This is a genomic window from Priestia sp. BR_2 (assembly GCF_041954005.1).
GTDB classification, from domain to species: domain Bacteria; phylum Bacillota; class Bacilli; order Paenibacillales; family Paenibacillaceae; genus Paenibacillus_AQ; species Paenibacillus_AQ lautus_A.
Genome location: NZ_JAVFHM010000128.1, coordinates 55,583 through 79,928, shown reverse-complemented (window position 1 = coordinate 79,928; position 24,346 = coordinate 55,583). Strand labels below are relative to the sequence as shown.

Annotated in this window: 20 protein-coding genes; 1 reads left to right on the top strand and 19 read right to left on the bottom strand. The window is 40.8% G+C overall.

Features of this window, described 5'->3' with window-relative positions:
- Nucleotides 1–62: 62 nt before the first annotated feature.
- From RB298_RS04975 to RB298_RS04885, 19 genes are all read right to left on the bottom strand, one after another.
- Nucleotides 63–857, bottom strand: a complete 795-nt coding sequence (locus RB298_RS04975) for a hypothetical protein (protein ID WP_486046160.1) — start codon at nucleotides 855–857, stop codon at nucleotides 63–65.
- A gap of 150 nt (nucleotides 858–1,007) precedes the next feature.
- A complete protein-coding gene (locus tag RB298_RS04970; RefSeq protein WP_486046158.1) occupies nucleotides 1,008–1,298 on the bottom strand; it encodes a hypothetical protein in 291 nt (96 codons plus the stop codon).
- 78 nt (nucleotides 1,299–1,376) lie between these two features.
- The gene (locus RB298_RS04965) at nucleotides 1,377–2,492 is read right to left on the bottom strand and encodes a CHC2 zinc finger domain-containing protein (protein WP_486046156.1); all 1,116 of its coding nucleotides are present in this window, start codon (nucleotides 2,490–2,492) and stop codon (nucleotides 1,377–1,379) included.
- 3 nt (nucleotides 2,493–2,495) lie between these two features.
- A complete protein-coding gene (locus RB298_RS04960; RefSeq protein WP_486046154.1) occupies nucleotides 2,496–2,792 on the bottom strand; it encodes a helix-turn-helix domain-containing protein in 297 nt (98 codons plus the stop codon).
- A 408-nt stretch (nucleotides 2,793–3,200) separates the two neighbouring features.
- Nucleotides 3,201–3,809: a WxL domain-containing protein gene (locus RB298_RS04955; protein ID WP_486046152.1), complete on the bottom strand. Its 609-nt coding sequence runs from the start codon at nucleotides 3,807–3,809 to the stop codon at nucleotides 3,201–3,203.
- Between the two features lie 81 nt (nucleotides 3,810–3,890).
- Nucleotides 3,891–7,166, bottom strand: coding sequence for a hypothetical protein (locus tag RB298_RS04950; protein ID WP_486046150.1), 3,276 nt, complete (start codon nucleotides 7,164–7,166; stop codon nucleotides 3,891–3,893).
- An 86-nt stretch (nucleotides 7,167–7,252) separates the two neighbouring features.
- Nucleotides 7,253–8,629: a COG1470 family protein gene (locus tag RB298_RS04945; RefSeq protein ID WP_486046148.1), complete on the bottom strand. Its 1,377-nt coding sequence runs from the start codon at nucleotides 8,627–8,629 to the stop codon at nucleotides 7,253–7,255.
- 167 nt (nucleotides 8,630–8,796) lie between these two features.
- Nucleotides 8,797–12,087 (bottom strand): DUF5704 domain-containing protein, encoded by a 3,291-nt coding sequence (locus RB298_RS04940; RefSeq protein ID WP_486046146.1) that lies wholly within the window; start codon nucleotides 12,085–12,087, stop codon nucleotides 8,797–8,799.
- Between the two features lie 11 nt (nucleotides 12,088–12,098).
- Nucleotides 12,099–13,052 (bottom strand): copper amine oxidase N-terminal domain-containing protein, encoded by a 954-nt coding sequence (locus RB298_RS04935; protein ID WP_486046144.1) that lies wholly within the window; start codon nucleotides 13,050–13,052, stop codon nucleotides 12,099–12,101.
- Between the two features lie 394 nt (nucleotides 13,053–13,446).
- Nucleotides 13,447–14,436 (bottom strand): hypothetical protein, encoded by a 990-nt coding sequence (locus tag RB298_RS04930; RefSeq protein WP_486046142.1) that lies wholly within the window; start codon nucleotides 14,434–14,436, stop codon nucleotides 13,447–13,449.
- Nucleotides 14,423–14,977, bottom strand: coding sequence for a hypothetical protein (locus RB298_RS04925; RefSeq protein WP_486046140.1), 555 nt, complete (start codon nucleotides 14,975–14,977; stop codon nucleotides 14,423–14,425). Before RB298_RS04925 ends, RB298_RS04930 begins: the two co-directional genes overlap by 14 nt.
- A 4-nt stretch (nucleotides 14,978–14,981) precedes the next feature.
- On the bottom strand, nucleotides 14,982–15,368 hold the full coding sequence (locus RB298_RS04920) for a hypothetical protein (RefSeq protein WP_486046138.1): 387 nt from the start codon (nucleotides 15,366–15,368) through the stop codon (nucleotides 14,982–14,984).
- A gap of 73 nt (nucleotides 15,369–15,441) precedes the next feature.
- Nucleotides 15,442–15,915 carry an ABC transporter permease gene (locus RB298_RS04915; RefSeq protein WP_486046136.1) on the bottom strand — a complete coding sequence of 158 codons (474 nt, stop codon included), beginning with the start codon at nucleotides 15,913–15,915 and terminating at the stop codon, nucleotides 15,442–15,444.
- Nucleotides 15,916–15,930: 15 nt separating this feature from the next.
- A complete protein-coding gene (locus RB298_RS04910; RefSeq protein WP_486046134.1) occupies nucleotides 15,931–17,979 on the bottom strand; it encodes a hypothetical protein in 2,049 nt (682 codons plus the stop codon).
- Nucleotides 17,972–19,891 (bottom strand): P-loop NTPase family protein, encoded by a 1,920-nt coding sequence (locus RB298_RS04905; protein ID WP_486046132.1) that lies wholly within the window; start codon nucleotides 19,889–19,891, stop codon nucleotides 17,972–17,974. Before RB298_RS04905 ends, RB298_RS04910 begins: the two co-directional genes overlap by 8 nt.
- The gene (locus RB298_RS04900; RefSeq protein ID WP_486046130.1) at nucleotides 19,891–20,733 is read right to left on the bottom strand and encodes a hypothetical protein; all 843 of its coding nucleotides are present in this window, start codon (nucleotides 20,731–20,733) and stop codon (nucleotides 19,891–19,893) included. The genes RB298_RS04905 and RB298_RS04900 overlap by 1 nt, the downstream gene beginning before the upstream one ends.
- 1 nt (nucleotide 20,734) lies before the next feature.
- Complete coding sequence (locus RB298_RS04895; RefSeq protein WP_486046128.1) at nucleotides 20,735–21,415, bottom strand: hypothetical protein; 681 nt, start codon at nucleotides 21,413–21,415, stop codon at nucleotides 20,735–20,737.
- Nucleotides 21,416–21,425: 10 nt separating this feature from the next.
- Nucleotides 21,426–22,412 carry an SAF domain-containing protein gene (locus RB298_RS04890; protein WP_486046126.1) on the bottom strand — a complete coding sequence of 329 codons (987 nt, stop codon included), beginning with the start codon at nucleotides 22,410–22,412 and terminating at the stop codon, nucleotides 21,426–21,428.
- A 13-nt stretch (nucleotides 22,413–22,425) separates the two neighbouring features.
- Complete coding sequence (locus tag RB298_RS04885) at nucleotides 22,426–23,775, bottom strand: hypothetical protein (RefSeq protein WP_486046124.1); 1,350 nt, start codon at nucleotides 23,773–23,775, stop codon at nucleotides 22,426–22,428.
- 247 nt (nucleotides 23,776–24,022) lie between these two features.
- On the opposite strand from RB298_RS04885, the gene RB298_RS04880 reads away from it, so the two are divergent.
- Entirely contained in the window at nucleotides 24,023–24,343 is a 321-nt protein-coding gene (locus RB298_RS04880) for a helix-turn-helix transcriptional regulator (protein ID WP_486046122.1), read from the top strand.
- Nucleotides 24,344–24,346: the final 3 nt, after the last annotated feature.

Below are 24,346 nucleotides of genomic sequence, written 5' to 3'. Positions count from 1 at the left end.
ATATTTTAACTTGAAATCAATAATTTCAGAGTTGATCTATACTACAGCAATCTAAAGTTAAATTAGATACGAGATATTCCTTGATCGAATTTCCGCAGATAATATGCTGATGTGAGCACCACTAAATGAAGTCTAAATGTACTGTCTTCTGAACTAGATAGGCCAGCATGAGCCCCTTGAGGGTGTAATCGTTTCATTAGACCATTTATAAAATTTTTCCCATCAGAGGATGCCTCATTTAAAATAGGATCAAGAAGAGGAGGATTTGTTGTCCCTAATTTAACACGCTTTGCGTTACTTGATATAGTGGGGTCAACACCAAAAACACGGTCACAAAGCTCATCGAACAGCCCTTCCATGTATGTTCTTAATTGTGCGTTAGCAGCTGCCCAATTCCCGATTGAATGAGAATTTAATGCTTGTTCAAGATGTCCCCTGGGTGTATCCAATTTATGTTTAATAAGCAGCATAAATAATTCATCCTGATTACCCGATACTTCCACTGATACAGGAAGCTGACGTATCAACTGATAGTCGACTACATTAAACCCATCTTGTTTAAGTGCTCGATTCAAGGCAGGGTAATCGGTTTCGAATGACTCTTCTTCCAAAGCGTATTCTTTTAACCTTCTATATCCCTGCAAACTTCTATTTAATAAATCTGTAATAACTTCTGTAACCAATGTTTTATCGTTGGTCTTAATCAGGTGTTCCATCATGTTATTTGCCTTCGCTTGTACCCCACCTTCCCCGGCCGCATCTTCAAGGCCATACAACAAAGCAAATTCATTTATATCATTATGGTACCTAAAGTCTCTAAATTTAAAACTCTCTACAATTGACCGTCGTGAAAACAACTTGCACTCACTCCTCTGAATAATTTATAAATCCGTTTAGTAATCTTGTCGGCCAGTACGTAATGATTTGACTTCGCTCGCAGGTTTTTCACAATTGACACAATGTAGTTGGCCGTCCGGTTGGTGGCTGAGATTGGCCAAGATATCCGCTTAAAATTCAGGATCTTTCCAGCCACCTACGCCTATTCCACCTTTGTTTCCTCTTCTTCCAAACCCCCTAGATCCTCGTATTCCTCTAGCACCTCTAATCGGATAAACTTTTGAAGTCTTTAATCCTACTCTATCTTCTCGATAAAACTCACCAACGACCCTACCTGTTCTTGCGGAAAATATTCTTCCTTCATCGATGTAACCAACGTGATGACCATCTTCGTCGTATACTTGACCATCTATAACTTTTCCGCAATATCGTCCACTGAGCGTCCATATTGGATAGTCCATTAAAATCGCCGCCTTTTCTCAAGGATTGAGTTATTTAAAATTTCTTTTCATACGATATATTGTTGTTTTTTATAAAATTTATTGATTTGTTGCTCTTTCATGCAGGTACGCTTGTATCTCCTCAATTGAATACTTGTCCAACTCTCGATACATCTGGATTTTCTGAAACGGCTTGCCATCAACCATTTTCCGGAAAGCCTCAGCTCCCTCCGTGCTCAGAACATCTGCAGGATCTCTCCCTTCAGGGAGTTGACCAATCCATGTTTCAATATTGGAATTGTGCAGGATATTACCGGTCTCATAAGCCCCTTCTCTTCCGGCACTATCCCCATCATAAATAACAAGGGATCGGTCAATTTTCTTCTTCTGCAGCAAACGAGCATGATCTATATTAAACTTGCCGGCTCCTCCAGGGTTCGTCCCATTTGTTAGCCCATTGGACTCAGCCACAAGCTGATCAATAAATGATTCATAAATGGTTACCATTTTGCCGGATTCTATAAAATCATAACCTCCTAGGAAACTAACATTGCCATAGAGGTAAAGATGGCTGACTCCCTTTCCTTCGGATATTTGGCGGCCGTAAAGATCAACAACTTTCCCATTCATGTAGATTGGGATGATGGCACGAAAGAAAAACTTATCTAATCCCTTTTGATTAAGTAATTTAAAATCAGTCAGTTCTTGTTTCGTGAATCCCTGGCTTTCTAAGTAGTTACGTAGAACTCTCCCTCCAGGTGCATAGCCAGCTTTATATTTTTTAAGAACATCCAGCGATATTCCTCTACTTAAAAAATAATCATAGTTATTTTGTTTGTGATAAAAATCAGCTGCCAATTTAAGGGCCAGTTCTTTTCTTTTTTGAAGCTCCTGTTCCTTTCCATTGGATTCTGGCAGATCCATATGAGTCATATCAGCAAGTTCTTTAACAGCTTCGTAAAAAGTCATGCCGGCAACATCTCGCAAAAAATGAATCGCATTGCCTCCTGTTTTACACGCCTCGCATTTATAAGTCTGGGTATCTTTTTTTATTCGGCCGTTATCGAAATCTGTCTTGCCGCAGCAGAAATCTGCAACATAATAGTTGTTGTCTCCACTGCCCGTTTTAACACGTACACCATGTTTTTTCATAACGTCCATCATATCTACTCGCGATAATAACTCATCTATGTATTCTGTAGAAAAATGCGCCATCCTCTATCCCTCACTTTTAGATCGATCCTCAACTTTATGCTTAAGATACCTAAAAACGTCATCGTCTTCCGTTATCAATTCTTTGAAATCAGATGGAACCTTGCCAGCCTTCACCACCATTTGATGCGGATCTTCATCCAGTGCGGCTGCTAATCGAAGTAATATCTCTTCTGATGGAGGGTTGTCCCGATTATTTTCAATGCGGCTGAGATACCTTATCTGCATACCTGCTTTTTCAGCAACCTCAGTTTGAGTGATTCCCTTGTCCGTGCGTAATTTTCTTATGTAGTCTCCAAACAAATCTATTACCTCCACTACTTTTATCCTAGTTCTATTATACCAAAAATCGTGTCGTGTCACAACACGAAAAGGGATAATATGTTCGCTTTTTTAGGTGGTTAGAAGAAGATAAAAGAGGCTGCAAACGCAGCCCTTCTTAAAGTGGAGTATAAGATAACGTTAAGAAAGTCGCCATTGAATTGGACAAGATTTGGATTTCAAAGGTGTGGTTGGTAAGTTCCACACGTTAACAGAATTACAGCACATGGTGTGCTGCGGACTAATGACAAGTTGACATAAAGTATCTGTTAGGATTTGGCTTAACACTTCTGACTAGACTCCTTTGATGTGGTTTTTCATGGCAATCTGAGGATTATTTGCCGCCCAGTATGTTAATCCTGAGCGGCATTTATTCAGATTCAATCAGTATTAAATGCCGGATGTTGCTTTATACGTAAACAATGCTTTATAGGATCCTTGCAGTACCCCGATCTTTGTACCGTCCTGCTTACTTATAGTTTGGGGCAGCTTCAAGTCATAACGCATTTGAAACTGGTGTGTACCGCCACCAAAAGATGGTTTTGCTTGTATAATCGCTTGCGAAGCGTTTGAAAGTACGAGTTGGGAGGAAAGCGATCCTTGCCCCCGACTGAAGTCGATAGGAGCACCTGTGACCGGACCTTTATACTGTGCTGTTACCTCAACAGCCGAAGCCGGGATGTAGAACTTTTCTAAGGTTCCATTTATGTTTTTCTCGATTTCAAAATCAGTCGAGCTCATGCTTAATGTATAGCCAGCATCTGATCCTCTTCCATCAACGAGCGTCACGGTCGTCTCAGCCTTAGAGCTTTGGCTTTTCTTGACATCCAACCTGATATCATCGAATTTGATTTGAGTTTGAAACGCACGCAGCCCAGATCCCACAACTTCGACTTTTTGTTCGCTTACATCTGCTGCAAATGTTGAAGTTCCTAGAGACAACAAAAGTGCTGAAATCCCCATCGTCCCAAGAAGAAGTTTTCTAAATCCTTTATTCATGTTTTGCCCTCCATCATTTCTTTTGTAGGAATGTTAAGTTGGTTGGGAACCATGCATTTATGCTGGTTCCCCCATAGAACATTAGATCCCTTTGGCCAATGAGAAGGTGAACAAGGATCTGTACACCCCTACTCTCAAACCAACTTTGTCGCCCACTTGATGAGCACTTCCACTGCCCATGGACACTACCTCAACAGTGCTTGGCACGCGGAACATAAAGTCCATAGGAATGTCGTAGTAACCCATTCCTTCAAATGGATTGGCTTGTGCAAGAGCCTGTTTCTGAGATCCGAGGACGTAATTCCCCACTTTAGCGGTCTGATCCGGAGATCCGGCAAGGACCTTAGCAGATTTTACATCAACGTTCATGGCAGATGCAGGAATTTTAACAACAAGATCCTGAGTACCCATTCCAGTGTCTAACACCGGGTCACTTACAAAATCTGTAACGGACAGCGAGTACGTCCAGCCATCCCCGGATCCAGAGCTATCTTCAATCAACGTATTAGTGACGGAGTTAATGGTTTGATATTGGTTTACAGTCTGTATCTCAATATTATCCAAAAGCAGTCCATTAAACTTGGAAGATAACCCTCCGCCGATAACGTTTAGAATGGCTTCCTGATCTGCAGCCGTTACTTCAGTTCCCCAAGATGGATCAACACCAGGATTAGGGTTAGGGTTTGGATTAGTTCCGTTTAAAGCTGGCGTGATGTATTCTTTTTCGATAAGAACTTGACCAGATCCAGTATCCGTAACCCGGACCTTGATAGGTAGCGCTGCACCGATATCGATCGGTCCAGTGTACTCATGATATGTAGATCCTTGATCTACCGAGTATTCTTTATACCAGTTCCCTGTTGGGAGATTCGAGAAATCAATCAACAATTTATCATCGATGTCTCTGAAGAAAGAAGGGTCATAAACTTGAGCTGTCACAACTAGAAGTGTTTCCGAGCTGAAGTTAACTCCATCGGTTACTCGGGCTTTATAAACAGAATCCACAACGTTATCGACAAACAGTGTAAATTTACGCTCTGTAGCGCTTGGATCCTCAGATGTGCCGTTATATTGGTTTAAGATTTCAGGCTCGTCCACCCATGGACCGCCATCATGTTGAATTTGCAGTGATCCTTGTGTTGGATTAAAGCCGATTGTCAATGGTCTTTGATTGTTTGCATCCAAATCACCTACAGTACCGACAGGAGCAGTTAACGTCCCCGGAGCCGGCGGATCGACAGTAATGTTTTCTGTTACTCTTGTGAGCTCTTCACCATTCTGGTTTAGAATGATCGCTGTTGCGACATAGTCGCCTTCCTGCAATAAAACGGGAGATGTATAATCGGAAACCTGGCCATCAATATCAACCTGGACTTTTACCCGATTCAAATCAATGGAGCCTGTATCGATCGTAAGTACCCCGTCCTGCTCAAGCAGCTTCGGATACCCCGCAGGGATGACAATAGGGTTATTCATAAAGTAGATATCTAGAATCTCACTGTACAGGCTATCCAATCCAGCACGAGCTTTAACGTTAATCATGCCTTTATTCGTCAAGGTTATTGGAGCCGTGTAATCCAACCAAGTAGCTCCATTGTCTAGGGAGTACTCTTTTTTGTTGGCTACTGCAGGATATTCTAAGGTGATAATCGTATTTTCGAATTTATCCGTTGAACGCATACCCTCCGTCGGCTTATCAATGGTTGTCGGCCCCGGAGTATACCCTGGAGGATAAATGCCCGTTGCACCCGTTTGTGGCGTTGTAGTACCCACGTCATCAATAAGATGAAGAACCCCTGTTTCATCGATTCCGTAAACTACACTCTTGTTAACGTCACGTTTAATTTCCAATAAACCAACAAATTTCGTGCCCGTTGTTTTGTTGTATTTGTTTTTATAGATGTTTGAAGTATCTCTCGCAAAGACATACACATCCCCTGTATTTTTCAAGAGGTACATTGCACTTGAGCTCATAGCCAGATCAGTTATATTCTCAATCGCACCATCTGGCCCTGTTAATTTAGTAGGTGCATTAATGACACCACTAATGCCGGTTATCCCAACATTGGGTCCACCTGCCCATGTGTTACCGTTGTTTCCGACTACATAGACATTACCATCCGTTGCTAGAGCGGCAACGATAGAGATAGCTGCATTAGGATTTACAGACACTTTGCTTGCATTTGGGATTAAGAGGCTTTTTGACGTTGAATACTTAGACCGGTCAAAGGATTGATAACCAATTTGATCAATCGGGAATCCCCATGTAACCAAATTTCCATTCGACTCAATTTCAAAGAACGTATTTTCTGCATTGGCGGTATAAACCCTACCTCCATTGGTTTGTTCTTGCTGATATAACGATCGTACAGTTTTTGTAGGGTCCCCATTAAATGGGTAGAGCCTATTGCTATTCATCTCGGAGTAGCCTGAACTTTCAAGCGTATATTTCGAAGATGTTGACGTATCAGTCAAGGTATAATAGCTTCCGTTAATCAAAAAGTAACGAAGGGACACATCTGCATAGGGATTGGAATTTATCGTATCAATAGTGCCTAGCATTCCTTTACCGACATATCCCATTTCAATGCTATCTGCTCCATTAAAACCTGGAAACAATGATGTGACCTTGATTGGTTTTGCGTTATCAAAAGAGCTTGATCCAAAGGCACGACCAATCTTATAGATTTCTGAATCGGTAACAAACAACACATTTACTGGATCGACCTGAATGATCTTTTTAACCCCGGTTAGTGGTGTGTTCGTATCCGGATTCAGCACTTCCATAGGAACTGACGTGCTCTGCTTAACTCCAGTCCCCAGCTCACCATAAGTTCCCGAACCTATAGCAACTACGCTGCCATCATTTTTTAAACCGAAGAAACTGTATCCGCCGGCATAGTTCAGGTAAACAAAGTCTTTCCATCCTTCAGCCCACTTTGAGAAGGCCCGACTAGGATCATTAAATTGATCTTTGCGAACGAAGAACTCTCCAGAGGTTGTAAGTCTAGCTGCATAACCAGACTCGGCTGTATTGAAATGAAGATACTTAATGTAGTCCGTGCCCCAATCTTGTAATACATTTTTATCTTCAGGTTGAAAAGCCAATGCAGAATCGCGCATAAAGATGGTTCTACCATCACTAAGCTCTAACGTTGGCCTAGGCACTCTGTTCATGGTTGGATCTGCAAAATAATCAACGCCGACTATATTTGCATGACCAGCACCTTCGACCGTATTTTTACCAGGTATCAGTACGCTTGGTAATAACAATGCAGCCGCCAGCGCAGTGGTTAGGACACGTCTTGCCTTACCAGATTTACTCCTTTGTCTCTCTACATCTTTTTCTTTAGCCATGTGCCAAGACCTCCAAAATACTGTTATTTTCATCATGCTTTCTTTCATGTTGGCTTCCGTCACCCCAATTGACTTCCAATTATCGCTTAAGCTCCTTTTCCTACATCGTCCTCACCCCCTTTCAGGTTTTCAGTTGATGCAGAGCCTTCCGTTATTTCATTTTTGCTGCCAGGTCCAACATATGAATTCTCGACCATGGCAATTGCAATACGTCTTGCATGTTTGCACGTATGAATGGTTTTATCCCACTCAGGTTCTTCACTATCCGGTATGTACCCGAGCTTGACGACGTATAAGGTGAATGTCTTTTGGTCAAGTTGTACTTTCTTTCGTGTCTTATCAAAAGTAAGGCCTTTTTCCAGATACATTTTGATTCGTTCCTCAATGTCGCCCTTTTTACGCTTAGCCAGCAACCAAAATAGGAGAATTAGCAGCAGAAGAATGAGGATCCCACCGATGACGAGAACATATTTCAACCAATCTGGAATGCCGTCCGTTACTTCCAGTTTGTCGTAATGTGCCATAGCAGCTTGTGCTTCATTTTTAGCTTCTGGTGTTACTGTGAATTTAAATAGCTTCCATTCCTTTTGCCCAGCAAAGTTTGCTTCAAAGTACGCTTCGTAATCGCCTGGCAATAACAACTGGTTTTTCGCGATGCTTACCATATTGGCTGTCGTACCGTAGTAGATCGAGCCGGCCTCATACTCTTTTCGAAAAATAACTTTTTTGGAGCTATCCCGAACCTCAATATAACCGGTCGGTTGTTCCAAGATCGTCCCACGGTTCTCAAGTGTAACGGTAAACCGGGATTCACCCGATGCGATATAGTCATGAGTAAATGTATTAATCGACATAGCATGTTTGGCTTCATCGATCTTGTAATCCATAACCACCCATAACCCGTTTTGATTTTCAATGTCCGGAGCAAGAGTCGTGTTTTCGATATTGGTCTCGACTCCTTCTCCCTGGAACTCGTTATATTCAGATACAGCTACAACGCCGATGTGCTGCCCAGGAGCCAGATCCTTTGGTATGGATGCTCGGTAGGTATACTCACGCATTTCTTGTGGTCCCAGTGTAATATCTTTTGAACCTTGAGGATAAAGCCATGTCCCTGCATTCGTTACCCCGGCGTTATATGCCCCGAAATCCTTTCCTCCATCCTGCAAGGGCACCGGATCCGTCGCGTAAATCTTCAATTTTAGTTTTTCATTCAGTAAATTTTTAACATAGAATTTGTACTCCCGAGTTTCTCCGGGGGTTACTGTATCACGGTAGTACCCCAGACCATCTCGTGCTTCTTTTTTACTTGGTGCAAACCAAAAGGATGCCTTTGGCGCTTGGCTAGGATCGATCGCTTTATTCTCAGCGAAGCTAGGTTGGACACCAATAAATATAGAAAGAGATGAAATCAACATCATGGCAATAAAGCTGCTGGATAACAGCTTTTTCATAGGATTCATGCATAATCTCCTTTTTAAAGATCACAAGAATTTATCAAGATAAACTTGAAATAAAGTGTGTAAATCGTGAAAACCAATGAAAAATATACAGAAATTGTAAATTAATTCGAAAAATGAGTGCAAGAGGTCCAGGAGAGGATAAATCCTCCCCCTGATCTCCCTTATTGTTAGTGCGGAACTTGTGAGCTGAAATCATTCCGACTGGACAGATCGGCATGATAGAAAACGACATCTCCATCCTCTAAATTAAACCGGTTGCCGAAGGAGTCAAATACCAATCGTTGATAGCCTTCAAGCTGCCACTGATTCATTAAAGGTGCATTAATGTACTGAAGATGAGGATTATTCAGATCACCATTGCGAATGGATTCAATGTTGAAATTCACAATGATATAACCATTCTTGAAAAAGACAGCCGATTTATCATCAAGTCCCCCGTGGGTTCTTGCATACTCTGCCAGATCCGTACCAGCCTCAACGACATATGGCTCTGCCGGCAAGCTGTATTCTCCATACCATTTCTGGATGGCAGCATTGGCTCGTTGAACATTGACAGAAGGTGGGATATTCGTTTTTGGCCCGATAAAGGTTCGGATATACTCCGGAAGCAGCATCAGCCCATATCCACCAACCGGTGTCTTTTGTTTTGTATCTTTTGAAATGTAGCGATCGATGTACTGCTGTCTTGTGATTGAACCCAGCTGCCCAGTCGTGAAGTAGTTATCATATTTGAAGTTAGCAGTATCGATCATTTCCTCTGCAGGTACATTTCTTAACCTTTCATTCAAGATGACATATCGCTTTACTTGATCTTCTGGAGATCCTACCTTAACGAAATTTTTTGAATTTGTTTTATAGTACAGATCAACAGGAAAGCGATATTGCCCGTCCTTGGAAACAAAGTGGAATGTCGGTGTTATACGTATACCATCCTCTTTTCCAAACATGTTACCCTTGCTCTTGAAATCGAATTTGAAATGATACCCGGTTTTGACGGCCACATTTTTAAATCCTTGGATTGGGTTACTTCCTGGCCGGATTGGTAACGTGAATTGTGGAGTATTTCCTCTTGGTTCTCCATCAATGCCCTTTGTTCCAACCCAATAGGATATCCCCGTTGGATTTGTGCTGCCTGGTTGTGTCCGGAAAACAGATTCCCATTTATAATCTGCGATATCGGTTATATGGAAATCGTAAAGCCGGCCAATGACTTCCACAGATACTTCATCAGCTGCCACGTGATTCACCAGATCAAGATTTGCATCGTATTGATATGGAAGATCTGGTGGTGAATTTTCTGCAATGTTCCGGAAGTATACTTGGTAATTCCCCTCATCAACCCAAACCGGCAAGAAAAATTCGGTGTCCAATTGGTTAACCGGGATATCGATCCATGTGTCTTTCGGATAAAATACCGTTCGGCTGCTGTTATACGTATCAAAAGGGAATCGCACTTGCTTCGTCCGGAAGTATTTAGCGTAATCTCGATTTCCGTAACCAGGATAGTTCGTGTGCTGCCCATTAGTCGGCATTCGTACTATAAACGGTCGATCCAAGATGAACGCGGCCCTATTATAATTCGGAGTTGTTTTCTGATTATGTGGCCGATCATCACTAACCGATGAATAGTTCACAACGGGTGTATGTACCGTTACCGTGTTGATTTGGTGAATCGAAAATTCTTGGTCGCTGCCGCCGTTTATGTTGCCAGGTAGCAATCCGTAAAATATTGTGCCGGCACTCGTTGTATTGGCTCGATTGACCTTGCTGGAGCTAATGATGTTGTTGGGCTTATACAGCACATTCTCATCGATCTGAGTCGGTGCAGGTATGTTGCCAGGCCTTGGTCCTGTCTCAGCTGTCCGGGCAGGATTCATGATCGTTGCCCCATTAAAGACTAATGCATCATTGGTAACTTCAACCTTCTTTACACCATCCTCGGCAACACTTTGCAGATTCTCACTTGGTGGAGACGGTCTACTTGTAAATTGACTGCCGCCGTAAGATCCTGCAGGTGCCACAATAGGATCTGGTGGTGTTGGCGGATAGTACGCTCCAGACGCATTTGTTGTAAATTGCGGCGGCTGATACCCTTGCGGACTAATGGTAATTTGCTCTCCCGGTAAGGCATAGTTCCTTAAAATACCTTGGTTGATCTTATACACTTCTAGGTTATCGATCACCCAATACGAATACGGCCGCACAACCGTATATCTTTGAGTAACTACCTCTTCATCCTCTTGCGGATCCGGCACCTCAGTTGGTTTACCGTCTGGTCCATTCGGCCCCGGTTTCTTCGGATCCCATCGAAGAGTCCATGTCTTTTCCACGTTTACTTCAAAGGTACATGTTCCCGACATTTGAACGAAGGTGTTCTGGAATAAATAGTTTCGAGCTAATATGTTTCCGTACAAGCTCTCGGATGTCGGGATCCCCTGCAGAACATCAAACATTTCACTCCCACGTTGATCGGCCAGTATCTTGGCGGTGACAACCGGATCCATGTACTTCCCATTAATCTGAGCTCCTGGCGCCGGTGGAGTGCATGAATTGGTCGGCGGAGGAGGTGGATCTTTTTTAGGCTCATAGTAGAAATACAGATAGTAAATAGGGAAAGTGCCATCATAAGTGAATGCACTTGGATCCCCCGACGTTGGTGATCCGCCACTCGGAGCTGAAACCGTACTTTTCTTATGCCCTTTATATATGTAGTCTGCAGTCCCCGGTGTGTGTGTAAAAGCATATGGTTGGTCCTTCTCTAACTTTTCTTCCCTATCCGTAAATCCAGGGACACCGTTAAGAGATTGGCCTTTAGTTGTATAGTGTTTAATTATTGCTTTACCTTCTGTTGGCTCGAGTTCGATTTCAAACAGTGTGGGAAAATGGTAACGCCAGCCTTCAACTAGTGGCGCAAATTGTTGTCCTTTCTGTTCTTCTTCCTGTCTTCTATTTACCGGGTTTTGAGCTTCAAGCAACCCCCGAGTAACATAAACAGGAACATTCGCTATGTTAGTCCCTTTCCCTGTCCATGGTCGGTCTGTGAGCGAATAACTTGTAGAAGTTGATCTTTCATAGTACGATTTTGGATTCTGTGCCATCTCAACTGATCGAGATTTTTCCCAAATTTCATCCCCATATTCACGGTAGTAATCGAACTTGCTTACACGAACATCTTTTATTTTGCGAGATGAATTAAATTCAAACATATAATCAAAACCATCCACATCTGTAACGGATCCTGGCGGTTTTGTTGTTGACCATTTACCAGCAGAATCACTCCATGTGTCATAGTAAACCATACCAACAAAATAATAGATGTTTGGATTTTTAGGATGTTGAAACATCCTGCTGTCTCCGATAGCTTCTGCTTTACTGGGATTAATAACAAATACCGCAGTGAAAATTACGATAAAGCAAAGCATGACTTGGATAATCTTTTTGGATTTCAGTCTCAACATGCCACAGCTCCTTATTTAAAAGGGTTAACAATGGCCACGATGTAATCTTTAGGTTTATCTGTACTGAACGCGATGTAATCAGCCATATTTAGTCGAAATTTTGTCCAATCATAACGTTGAATGTACTTCCCATTTTGGAAAACATCCGATGTACTAGTAACTGGATAATAATTCGTTGCTGTCCCGTCCTTATGGTTTACAAAAGCATTATCTACACCCGTCCGATATTTTACATGATCATTTTTGACCATGAAAAAGATTGGTGTCCCTCGAACAGAACTACGTATCGCGATGTAATCTTTCCCATTGGATTTTTCAATCTTTATGTCATAGATAATTTCGCCATCTCCAAGTTTGATCGGCAATTGATTAGCGTGAATAACTTTTATTCCATCAAATTGCTCTTTATCTGCCGAGAATTTTTTAAAATAAATAGAAGATTTTGTATATGCTTTGAATTCATCTAATGACTGAAGTTTAAACTGATCATCGTCTGTATTTCGGAAATTCTTCTCGCCGATCCAGACCCACCGGCCAACTTTATCCCAACTGACCTTTTCACCCAGACCTTCACTCACCAGGCGTAGAGGAACAAATGTCCGGCTATCCTTTAGAATGATCTTCGTACCATAGCTTTTGGACTTCCCGTTCACTAACGCAGTTGTTTGGCCAACTGTCATTTTGACCGTATCCGTGCCTTTCTTTACTTCAACAGTGGTTTTACCACCACTTTTGCTATAGCTGATCTTCCCTCCTAAAGCTTCGGACACAAAACGAATCGGAACCATCACACTACCTTGTTGATCTTGGAACGGCTTGGCATCTGGAAACTTCATCTTTTTCGCGTCCAACAAAACTTCTACTTGAGCTGCACTTTTGGCTTCTGTCGTGTTAGCACTCACTACACCATAAGCAGCAGTCGTCAGCAAAACACCGGCAAGTAAACTTTTAAAAATCACTCTCATTTGATCTCACTCTCCGTCTATATATTTTGACTTCAATGTTTCATAATCTTCCGATAGCAAAATAACAACCAGCATCACCCCTTTCAATCATCCCTTATGCTCCCCACTATCCTAAAGGCAGAATCCTATTAAAATCAGCTGCGGCCGGTATGCTTGCCGCTTGGAACAAGCAATTCAGGTCGAGTAATCAACAAGTTTAACCCTCGCGCGTAGTCCAACTAGAGGCTCAGCAAAGCGCCAAAGGCGCTGCTGGAGTAGTTGGACTTAATTGTCACGGAGGAACGCGTAGCGGTAAATCCTTGACAATTTCAAGCGCCCTGATACGCTGTGCCGATGCGGCAAGTGACAAATAGGCCGCGGTCTTCCTGAATCCAGGAAGACTACCTATTTGACGCTACGGAGACCCATTAAAACATTCTTTCGGGAAATATCCAGCAGCTGCAGCCTCCTTTTCACTACTAAATGCTTCTTCGATTCGGTACGGGTAGGAACAGCTATCCCGGTAGTAATATCTAATCCCCGTTTGCTGATCCACGGACCCATAGATGACCGGTTTTTTTACAAGTCGTCCACCACCGAAAGCGTAGTTATTATAGTATCGGTCCCCAATCGGAATCCCTTGAATAAAGGCTATAACGCCAATATCGTCAATGGTATTCACCCAATCCTCTTTAGGTATATAAGGAAGAGAAAACGAATAGCTAATTCCATATTTACTCACAAATTCGTTATGCTTATTGATCACGAAGGCAAGATCCTGTTGAATGCTATCAACAATGATCGTCCGTCTTTGAGCCTCAAAAGCAGCTTTATCGTTCAGAAGAGGAATGTTATAACGACCTGCTAAATCTTGCTGCCATCCTTTAATCCAAGTTCGTGTACTTACGTCATGAACCCTGACGTATCCATCAAGAGTAAAATTAAATACGTTGCCTTGTTGATCTGTGAAAGCATATGGTTTTTTTGGCCTCCACATATGCTTATAGGCAATTTCACCTTGAGAGTTTGAGTATTCCGTAAGAGCATAAATCCAATATCCGTCATAATCGGTAACGACGACAGCCGGCACATAAGAAGAAAATGCACCTTGAGAAATTGGATCATTTTCGATATTGAAATTGAGATAAAGACTTCTAAAAAACGCATCGATTGCTAATTCTTTATTAGCATTGAAGAATTTATTAGACTGATATCCTGCCTCATATTCTTGATATTCATTAATGTTTAGAAGGACCGCAGCATCTTGGCTGGCCGTCTTTAATGCTGTATCATATTGATCTTCCAGATAATTGACTTTAGATAAAGCACTTGCTCGTAAATCTAAAACAAAATAGAACGGTGCTACAATGAGAACAAAGGCTATAGCAAGATTAGTAATCTTCATTGAGAACCATGCCTCCATACGGAACAAATATCTTAGAAGAAGCCCCTTGCTCTGTAAGACCAAACAAAGAATTTTGGATGACCTGAGCCATTGTTGTATTACGGTTGGTCACTTTTACTGAAAGGTAATCGTAGAGGCTGAGCTTATATTTCCTTGTCTCACTGTCCTCTGGAATATTCTGATCCGGGTAGAGCACCTTCATAATTTCATCAGTATAAAACCCGTCATAATAGGCCTCGAAGCTTTTTTGAAATGTATTTGGATCAGCTGGGTCAGTGTACAGCGGATTGTATTTTTTATGTAGATGAGATATTTCGATATCAAAAACATTTCCTGTTGCGGCAAGTTTCTGTGAGAACTCAGAGTACATCGTCGGACTGATGAACCCTTTGGTTCTAGCAGCGTCTACAAATTCAGTAACAGCGTTATGAACAACAGTCTGGGATAATTCATCATGCTTTTGGGCTTGCTGGTATAGCGGATACAAAAGGAACAAAAAGATTCCTATAATGATAGCCACTATTTTCGACAATGAGTTCAAGTGTTCACCCCCTAAAAATTATCTTCTGAAGCTTGCCCTCAGTATTTCGTTCAAAGGTAACTATATAGTTTTTATAAGGATCGATGCCGGAAACATCGGTGCTTTCAATATTGATGTTTTTAGAGAAAAATAAATGATTTACTTCAATATCAGCTTCAATCTTATTGATTTCATAAAGTGTCTGAATGACTTGCGCTCCAGAATAAGTTTCATTTGCTTCAATTTTGTACAGTGTTTGGACTCGCCGATCTTCATTTGCATTAGCTATAGCTACGGCTTCTATGCTCTTTTCTTGTAAAACATATGATGTTAATCCGATAGAAAGCGCTGCTACAAACCATATAACAGCTGCCATTAGTGATATCGATGATTCAGCATTATTATCATTCATAATCTGACAACTCCTTTATTTAGGCTGCAGCATTCCTCTGACGAGGAGAAATGCTGCAACTGATGAATTTGTTTTAAGGAGTAGCGAGTGTTGATTGCTTCATTTTCAAACCACGTACTACGCCGTTCTTATCATAGACAAGTGAGGTTTTGAATTTACCCGATGGATTGATGTAGTCAGTACTCGCTTGGTTTTGAGCCGGCTTCAAGTCAGTGTTTTTTGTATTGCCTATAATTTCACCCTCGTTACTAAACGTATTTCCGTAAAAAGTAGTACTGTTTTTACCTGTAGTAACTTCAATACCGAACTGATCATTATTCATGTATTGACGAATGGAATTCAGTACTTGGCTGCCAGACATGGTGCCGTTGTCAAATGTTGTGTATTCGGCCTGTTGTAGCTGATCTGTAATACCTGTCATCCGATCTTGTGCCACCTTAACACCAGCGACTACCAAGGCAAACAATAAAACCCCCAACGTAATGTATCCAATCGTAATAAATATTGTCCCTGTTAGGGATAATCCTTTACCAGTTGTATCATCCATCTTTCAATTACTCCTCTACGTTAAATTTTGAAGATTGATCATGAGCTCGCCCATATTCTTGAAAGAAACATAAAGCATTGGGAACAGTAGGAAAAGTGCAATTAACAAGATGATCGGTGTCCAACCAAAGATCCGTCCCCAGGCTACCTTCTTGGTAATGAGTCGATTCATTCGTTCAATCTTTTGTTCACGATGATATTCTTGTTGCATTTCCAAGTCATCAAACGCCTCTTTAACAGAAATCTTTTCAACCGATCTCATTAACCGATTAACAATTTTTCCAAAGGAACTAAAAGGCGCGTCTTCTTTAAGCTGTACTAATACTTTCTCTGCCCCTCGATCATAGTTGTTCAGACATTTTTTAAGAGGAGTTTTAAAAATAAGAGCGTATCTTTCCATCCATTCCAGAACGATTTGCACCGACACTCGCTCAAATTCACATAGTATTGAAATTAGTGTATGGAATTGATCTACTTCATTTTGCATCTCCATGGCTCTCATTTTTCGTTGAAACATGAGGATCCAAACAGGAATGAATAAACCAATGATGAAGAATCCAATTGCTACAAGGAGCTCGTACCATTTGAAGTATGCGTTCTCCAGAATCATAATTTTCTCAATGATTCTATTTGTAATGTTATTCAAGTGGATTCCATCTAATTGTGTCGGTGTTAATTCAGATACTTTCTTACTAATGATCTCTCTTGAAAGTTGCCCCACCCCTTCTATACTTTCTATTACCTGGTTATCAAGCTTCGTTCTCTCAACGCCTTCTTGAAGTTCTTTTGCATTAAGCGCACCTACTAAACTGACATTATCCAGTGTAGGACTTAGCTTGACTTGCTGAACTGAATTCCAATGAAGGAAGACTGAAAGAGAAACAACTAAGATAAAACAGGCCAAACCCACTACTATTCGTTGTATATAAAACCACTCAAGTAAAAGTGGTGAGTTTGATTGCTTCAGTAATGAAGTAATCTTGTGATGCTTTTTTGTATTCTTTGAAGGAACGATAAGGTCAATCATTCTCTTAATGACAGGAATTCGGTAGACTTTTTCCTCCCAATTTTTCCTTGCCACAGGTGCAATATATTTAGCGTCTTCAAGTTCCCCAACTTTCCTCACCAACAGGTAACAGATAATGCTAGCTGCGTAGATAACAAGTCTTAAAATGTATCCCATCGTTCCGCTATAGAACTCTCTCATGACTGGAAAGAAGGTTTCAGCCCAAAGTACGATAGGAAAGGTTAGCAAAATCGGTAAAAGTGCCATAATGGTCAAATTGTTCAGTCTGTAGCTCAATCGACTTCTTCGAAGAAGATCATCCCGAATCTCTCGAACCATCTTATTGAGAGCATTTAGATACATCGAACCTTTGCTTAAGTTACGATCACCATATTCCATGACTAAATGCGATACACCAGCGTATATTTTCAGATACCGGTTTGGTGCTACATTATAAAAAGCATCCAATTCCTTTTCCGGTTCTTTCGAAGTGAGCATTTTATGGATTTTTTCAATCTGTAGCTTGATGGTATGAGCAGAATTTTGGGCGGCTCTATACATTGATTCCTCGAGCCTTTTATTATCTTGATATTCATGACGCTGTTCTTCCAAGAAATTGGTTAGTTGCACAAGCAGTCGGTCTTCCTCTTTTTTTACAAAGTGAGTGATAAGCAGACTGTTAATTAAGATCGCACCCATAACAGCGAATACGGTCCCCATCAAGCTACGACTAAACAATGCGAAGAGATCTACGCCTAGAAATAACAACAAAAGTGTTTTAAGTGTAATTTTCATTGTTTCTTTTCTCAGGGTCATTTCGTCATACGGATTAATCGTCGAGAGCCTAAGTTTGATTCTTTCAATCTGTCTTCTCAATCCTGGTATTCTTAGAAATAAAATATAGGATTTCTGATAGAATAGATGCATTCGAGCCTTTGATTCGTTAACATAAGCCTTATTCCCGGACTTCTTTTTTACGTTAAAATGAATGATTCCCGTTACAACGAATGCAGTAAATAAAACGCCTACTAAAATCCAGAGAATCTTAAGATCAATCATAGGACACATGCCCCCAATATTTTTTAAGGAAGGCTTTGAATGACAATCCATCTTCTGGAGACATAACAGATAACATAGATTTCACTTTTTGATGAGATAAAGGCTCCATCGCAATATACTTACCATCGCGATATTCGATGATGTTATGAGCCGACCAGTTTTTCATCGTGTTCTTACGATGTGCTTCCAATTGGATAGCAATAAGAGCTTCCATTTTAGCTTCCATGCCTTCCTGTTTTGAAAGTTTCTCGATTTCAGTCACGAACTGAACATTATCTTCTGGCTTTGTGTAAATCGATTCTGTAATCCTCTCAATGTAGCGTTTACCTGTGTTGTTCTTCTCAAGATGGACGTCCATTTCAAGAACGCGCGCCACCTGATCTTCAGCTGCCTTTTGGTCTGTAAAAAACTTTTTGTTTACCAAAGCATTCCGCAAGTAGTCAATGAGATCGTTAAAGCTCTTAGGATGAGCAGTGAATATTGTGAATTTACTTGCAACAGTAGCCATCTTCACAAACCAGGAAGCGACTTCATCGGTTGAAATTTCGCCCAGAATACTTACAGTGCCATCAGTCTTTTTGGTTACATCCAGGGATTCTTGGCCACTTATACTATCAGTTTCTCGAAAGGCAATTGTATTTCTTTCTGGATACAATCTTCTCAAATGGAGCTCAAATGCCATCTCTTGAATTCGCAAGGTATATTTTGCATCGATGTATTTGACAGACGCCATCGCAACGGATGTTTTACCTGCCCCCTGATCTCCTGTGAAACCGGTAACTCTTCCACCCTTCATCAAGAATTTAATCATCTCTCTTGGTAATTCCGCATTCTCGGCGGATTCATCTGAAATAAGCTTTTCAAGAGTCATATTAGGTAAATCAAATTTTCTCACCCAGAAGGCCCAGCTCTCAGCAAAAGGAGGACGAACCACAACCACCCTGGAACCATCTTTCATATCGTTAACAACATATGGCTTATCTTCAGTTAATTGAGTTTTACTATCATATTTGTATATGTTCTGGGCTACTCTTTTCAGATCATGCTCTGTTTCAAAGCTTAAGAAGGAAAGGTGTATGGGATTACCACGATAAAATATCCAAATGCTGTTGTAAGTTCCCTTTTTGGATTTATGCATCTGATCTAACAGTTCAAGTTCATCATCGATTAACTGCATGCTTGGAGGTAATCCTGATACGCCCCCTGATACCCCATCAATAGACATATCTCTGATTTCATCAATAACACCGTGTCCTTTGTATTCTTGATATATCCGCTGCACAACAACTGCTAATTTATCATCGAAGCTAATGCGCCCATGTGCTTCTTTAGCATAAATTTCATCGATCTCCGCTTCAGTGATCACATAAGATTCAGTAGTTCCGCCTTCGATAATTCGTTTAGGTCTTGCCAAATCATATTGTTGAATCAGAACATCAAGTGCCTTGAAACCATGTTGTTTTTTGTAAAGCACCATTAAAATTTCAAATTTATCCTGTGAACTAAGTCGATCTAGATCTCGGAATGGAATGACATAATCAATGTTGTCTTTATTGATCTCATATTTCAGCGTGAGCAAATCCCGAATATGCTGTTTTACGTAGATCTTCTCTTGAATGTCCCCAGTATTTGCATTCCGGAGGGCATTTTGAAGTTCTCCCATGTTGGCTTCTCTGCGTCTATACTCTTCCGTTGATAAACCGAGATCCAACAAATTAATGCTTAAGTATTCATTGATCGAATCAGCAACAAAATCATGAATTTTGTCTAACCGGAATTTTTCTGAATCGAACTCAAGTTTTTTAGCTGGAGCTTGATTGCGCAACTTATTCAGCTTGTATATGAAGAAAATCAAAACTGATACCAGGATGATTAGTATCAATAAAAGATTCATTAAAGCCGACCAGTTCATTACGAAGCCCCTCTTTCAATATGCTTAATTTGCGTATTGACTCCTATCTCTTCCAAAATAGAACGCGCTGCTGTTCTTACTTCATCGATAAAGACATAATTTTCATCCCTTTTTCCTACTCCTCTATACTTCGAGAAAAAGCCTTTGACATCGCCGTCATTGAAATGATCTCTAAAATCAGTGTTATAAGAGATAGGGAAAATCCTTCCCTTAAATCTGTACTTATTGATGATGTTTCTAAGTTTGTATTTAGAACTCTGATCATACTGGCCTATCAAAACAATTTGCGGCTTTTCACGAAGGAAAGACGGCCAGTTTGTACGCTCATTAAAGTATTGTTCTAGAATTGATATATTCTGATTAACGCAAACAACTATCAGTTCGGATTGTTTCATTAGAGCTTGGGTGACCTGGCTATTCTCACCGCTTTGGACGTCCAGTAGAACAGCCTCATAATATTCGTCTGCTTTCTGAAAGATCGTTTGAATAATTCCATGAGATCCCTCAAACTCTTCTTTATTCAGTTTTGTAGATCCCTGGAGGAAGTCCAGACGGTCAGGTTCAATCAGAAGTGAATTGTTCTTTATAGATTCACGTTCTAATTTGTTACTTCGTACGGCCCGATCTAAACTGTCTAATCCCTGGATAGCAAAGTTCATGAAATCGCGATTATACCTAGTAATTGAACTCCGAAATGCGTATTCCAATGTTGCTTCAGACCACTGCGGCTGAGAGACGAGTGTTTTAATTTGATATTCCAAAGCTAATATAGAAGCAACAGCAGCTACATTACTTGTTACACCCAAACCATCTTGAATTCCCCAAAACGCGACTTGTCCCATTTCACTTTCTCCTTTCAGCTTGTTTCCAGAGGCTGCTAATTTCTTTAATATTCCGATCAAGAATTTTAGCGGTGATAGATTTCAAAACTTCTTTATACGGACCAGATAACCCCTTAACCTTGACAGTACTTGTATATTGATTGCTTATTTTCCGAGTCAGATCACGTTCATCTGGATAATATGTCAGGCTTTCATCCCAGTGGATTGGGTACTTGTCCAAGAGATCATTGATGTAGTCTTCATTTAAGGTGCCATGGACTTCATGAATAATCTTTGTGATTGAAAATAGGTCCGAAGCCGATTTCTCATGGAAAAAAGACTCGATAAGTTTTAGGTTCTTCTGGATAACAGGATTCTCATAGGAAGTCACCAGGTAATGCAGATCACTCGCCGGCCAATTTTTAAGCGATGTTTCTCGATCCACATCTATAAGCACAATGTCATATGAATGCTTCATTAGAATGGCTTCTAGATCGCTATAATTCTCGAGGCCTTCAGCTACATCAAAACGATCATGTTGTTGAATAATTTCGCCATTCTCAACCTTGGGATAGGCATGCTCATAACGCTTGCTCTGAGTAAAATCAGCGATAAGGACGTCTTTTTCAAGTGAGGCAATTTTTGCTGCGTAAAACAATAAGTCTGTTTTATCCAGATCACCGATGAAAAGAATCTGCTTCATACCTTCCTCCTTACTCCGTTTCCGTTAACGGAACACTTTCGTTAGTATCTGAGAAAACCGCATCTGAATCCTGAAGGGTTTGCTGTTGATCAAGCAATGAGTTGCCGGTTACTGAAGATCCCTCATTTTCCTGTGTTTGTTTCTGATCTTCTTTCTTGGTGCCATTCAGTCCATTAAGGTAATCTTGTCTTTGTTTGTCGGTCATAGAGCTAATATCGCTTTCAAGTTTTTGGCGGTATCGACGCTCAAGTTCCGTCGTTGCTACCTCCACGATATTAGGATCTGACTCTATTAGATCTAGTACTTTTTCATTCGCAGGATAGGTTACAGTAGCTTTGTTCTGCATATAAGGATCCACATAGCTAAGCGCATAGATCGAAGCATCGTTGATATATGCATCTACGATTGCACTAGACATGGTAAGAATCTCTTTTTCATTCATTTCATACCAAATCGTTCCATTGGCCAGATCTTTGACTTTCTTTTTAGACAACACAATATAATCTTGACCTGTCGGGAATTTTACACGAACGTCTACAAATTCATCTTTGTCGAGTTTGCTTGGCAACTCGATTAGGCGGAACTCCTGATTTCTTAAATCATGCGGAGTAATATCTTCTTCAAAAAGCATGGATGCTGTTATGGGGGTGTTTTTTTTGAGATTAATCTTCGTGTACTTTCCAACAATCTCATCTGCACTCATTACATTGTCTGGAACTGCGCGTTTTGGAATGTTGATTGTCACTAAATCAGATCCTTGTAAAAGATCACCTGCTGTATAATCTGCAGCTGCAACTTGAACTGCTACTGTCTCCTCCTCTAATTGTTTTTTAGCATAGTCACGTTCCTGTTCAATTACAGTCTTTTCATTTTCATTCTTGTTATCAATGTGTTTAAAAATGAAATATCCAGCAATAACACAGATCAGTAGTATGCTGGCTCCCCCAATAGAACCGGCTAATAAAAGCTGCTTATGTCTAAATCGAATTCTTGACATACCCTTACTCCCTTCATTTAACTGCAAGTAAAATGATCAATAGAATGATGATAGCGACCATAACGCTGTATATAATCCACTGCCGATTTTTGTTACGTTTCTTCCCGATATACTCTTTTAAAAATCGTTCAAGGGTTGAATCTGTTCCCTTGTTTATCCGGTAAGGATCAGGATGAGAAGGAATGGCGTGAATCTTCCCTTCATGAAGTTCTTTTTGAATGTCGCCTATCACAACTTCCTCCACGTGTGGGATGCAAAAAATCCAGTTGGCCTGATCTCGATGGCCATGCTCTTCAGCAAATTCGAACAACCTGTGTTGTCTCCACTCGCTGCCATGTCCTATGACAAGCTGTACATGGGCTCTGTAAAACTCTTCGAGATAATGGCTCGAATGATGATCACCCAAATCAAGAACAATATAGTCATAGTTTTGTTCCAACAGCTCGGCGATGTTGTATTTATAGCTGGATTTGTAGTAATCAACTCCACTGATACTGAAGATGGACACATCGGTCTCGGATCCAATCATTCCTTCATAAGCTGCTTCAATTTTGGCAAAATCCCTATGATCATTTGCCTCAATGATGGCAACTTTACGCCCTTTTCTAGCGATGAAATTTGTAACAAGAAGGGCTGTGTGGGTTGTACCAACAGCCTCCTCTACACCAATTACTGCAATGACTACTGTTCCAATAATGGTTTCTACTAGCGTTTGTTTCTCCTTGATCGGCGGTGGTTCAATTTCAATGTCATGAATTTCTTTTAGTAATGTTTGATCAAGTTTCGCGGATTGGTTTGTTTCCTGTTTTTCCTTGCCCTTTCCAGTGTCTTGCTTGTTTTGGACGGTACCTACTTCATCTACCCCTAAATCCCATCGTGCTGCATTGGAGTATTCTGGCCGCATAAGCAGTTGCTGTTTTATGTAATGAGATAGGGGCATTCTTTCATTGGGAGGGTCCTTTTGATCCTCATCGCTTTCATCTAGATCGTCGTCTAGGTCATCCGAATCTTCATCCTCATCGCCTTCGAGAGTTTCCAACTTCGGAGCTACAAAGTCAAAAACCTGAAGCTTAAGCAGAGTACTAATCGTCACATCTCCCGGCTCTCGTCCCGGCGCGATTAAAACGATCCTAGTCGCCCCTCGCTTTAACCGAAATTGACGAATCCCTTTAATCAGTGAGGAATCATCTATACAAGTGGCATCTATTATTAGAGCCTGCATATTGACGGCTGCAGCAGCCTGGCAATGTTGTACAAATGTATCTGGATTGAATATACCGATTTTCTCAAACCAGACTTCCGATCCTTTGATCGCCTCCTTTACTTCTTGAACATTTCCAGGACTGACGATTAATCCGTACAAATCGAACCCCTCCATGACAAAAGACTCCATATAACGACAAACTTAAGGCGTCAAAAATCCAATTTTTCACCTGAAGTAAAAGGCTTTTATAGTACTTCTTTGGGTTAGATTGGCACTGAATCTAACATAATTGTACCTATAAATAGGTATAAAGTAAATATTAATACCTAAAAAAAGAACGAATGAAAAAGGTGGCTTTTTATGATAATATTTATAGGCAGCTATTACTTTTTTAGGAGGTGAGTCTATGAATATAGGTAACAGAATTAGGTATTACAGAAACATTCGTGGTCTTTCAACAAATGACCTAGCCACTCTGGCCGAGGTAAGTAAATCGACCGTAAATGATATTGAAACGAATCAAGGTCGATCGCCTTCACTGAAGACCATAGAAAAGATTTGTAATGCACTAAATGTTCCCTTTATTGACTTACTTCCTGCAGAAGCTTTCACTTTAACAACAGATGAAAGAAAAGATTTATACAATGTCCTTGATAAGCTGAATGATGACCAAAGAGTCAAACTGATTGCTTTTCTTAAATCTCTTGTTGATGAACCTAGTAAATAATTA

Excerpts from the sequence above, each read along its gene's own strand:
- RB298_RS04970 (WP_486046158.1), bottom strand. The coding sequence starts at position 1,298 with ATGGACTATCCAATATGGACGCTCAGTGGACGATATTGCGGAAAAGTT.
- RB298_RS04965 (WP_486046156.1), bottom strand. The coding sequence starts at position 2,492 with ATGGCGCATTTTTCTACAGAATACATAGATGAGTTATTATCGCGAGTA.
- RB298_RS04955 (WP_486046152.1), bottom strand. The coding sequence starts at position 3,809 with ATGAATAAAGGATTTAGAAAACTTCTTCTTGGGACGATGGGGATTTCA.
- RB298_RS04950 (WP_486046150.1), bottom strand. The coding sequence starts at position 7,166 with ATGGCTAAAGAAAAAGATGTAGAGAGACAAAGGAGTAAATCTGGTAAG.
- RB298_RS04945 (WP_486046148.1), bottom strand. The coding sequence starts at position 8,629 with ATGAATCCTATGAAAAAGCTGTTATCCAGCAGCTTTATTGCCATGATG.
- RB298_RS04940 (WP_486046146.1), bottom strand. The coding sequence starts at position 12,087 with ATGTTGAGACTGAAATCCAAAAAGATTATCCAAGTCATGCTTTGCTTT.
- RB298_RS04935 (WP_486046144.1), bottom strand. The coding sequence starts at position 13,052 with ATGAGAGTGATTTTTAAAAGTTTACTTGCCGGTGTTTTGCTGACGACT.
- RB298_RS04930 (WP_486046142.1), bottom strand. The coding sequence starts at position 14,436 with ATGAAGATTACTAATCTTGCTATAGCCTTTGTTCTCATTGTAGCACCG.
- RB298_RS04920 (WP_486046138.1), bottom strand. The coding sequence starts at position 15,368 with ATGAATGATAATAATGCTGAATCATCGATATCACTAATGGCAGCTGTT.
- RB298_RS04915 (WP_486046136.1), bottom strand. The coding sequence starts at position 15,915 with ATGGATGATACAACTGGTAAAGGATTATCCCTAACAGGGACAATATTT.
- RB298_RS04910 (WP_486046134.1), bottom strand. The coding sequence starts at position 17,979 with ATGATTGATCTTAAGATTCTCTGGATTTTAGTAGGCGTTTTATTTACT.
- RB298_RS04905 (WP_486046132.1), bottom strand. The coding sequence starts at position 19,891 with ATGAACTGGTCGGCTTTAATGAATCTTTTATTGATACTAATCATCCTG.
- RB298_RS04900 (WP_486046130.1), bottom strand. The coding sequence starts at position 20,733 with ATGGGACAAGTCGCGTTTTGGGGAATTCAAGATGGTTTGGGTGTAACA.
- RB298_RS04895 (WP_486046128.1), bottom strand. The coding sequence starts at position 21,415 with ATGAAGCAGATTCTTTTCATCGGTGATCTGGATAAAACAGACTTATTG.
- RB298_RS04890 (WP_486046126.1), bottom strand. The coding sequence starts at position 22,412 with ATGTCAAGAATTCGATTTAGACATAAGCAGCTTTTATTAGCCGGTTCT.
- RB298_RS04880 (WP_486046122.1), top strand. The coding sequence starts at position 24,023 with ATGAATATAGGTAACAGAATTAGGTATTACAGAAACATTCGTGGTCTT.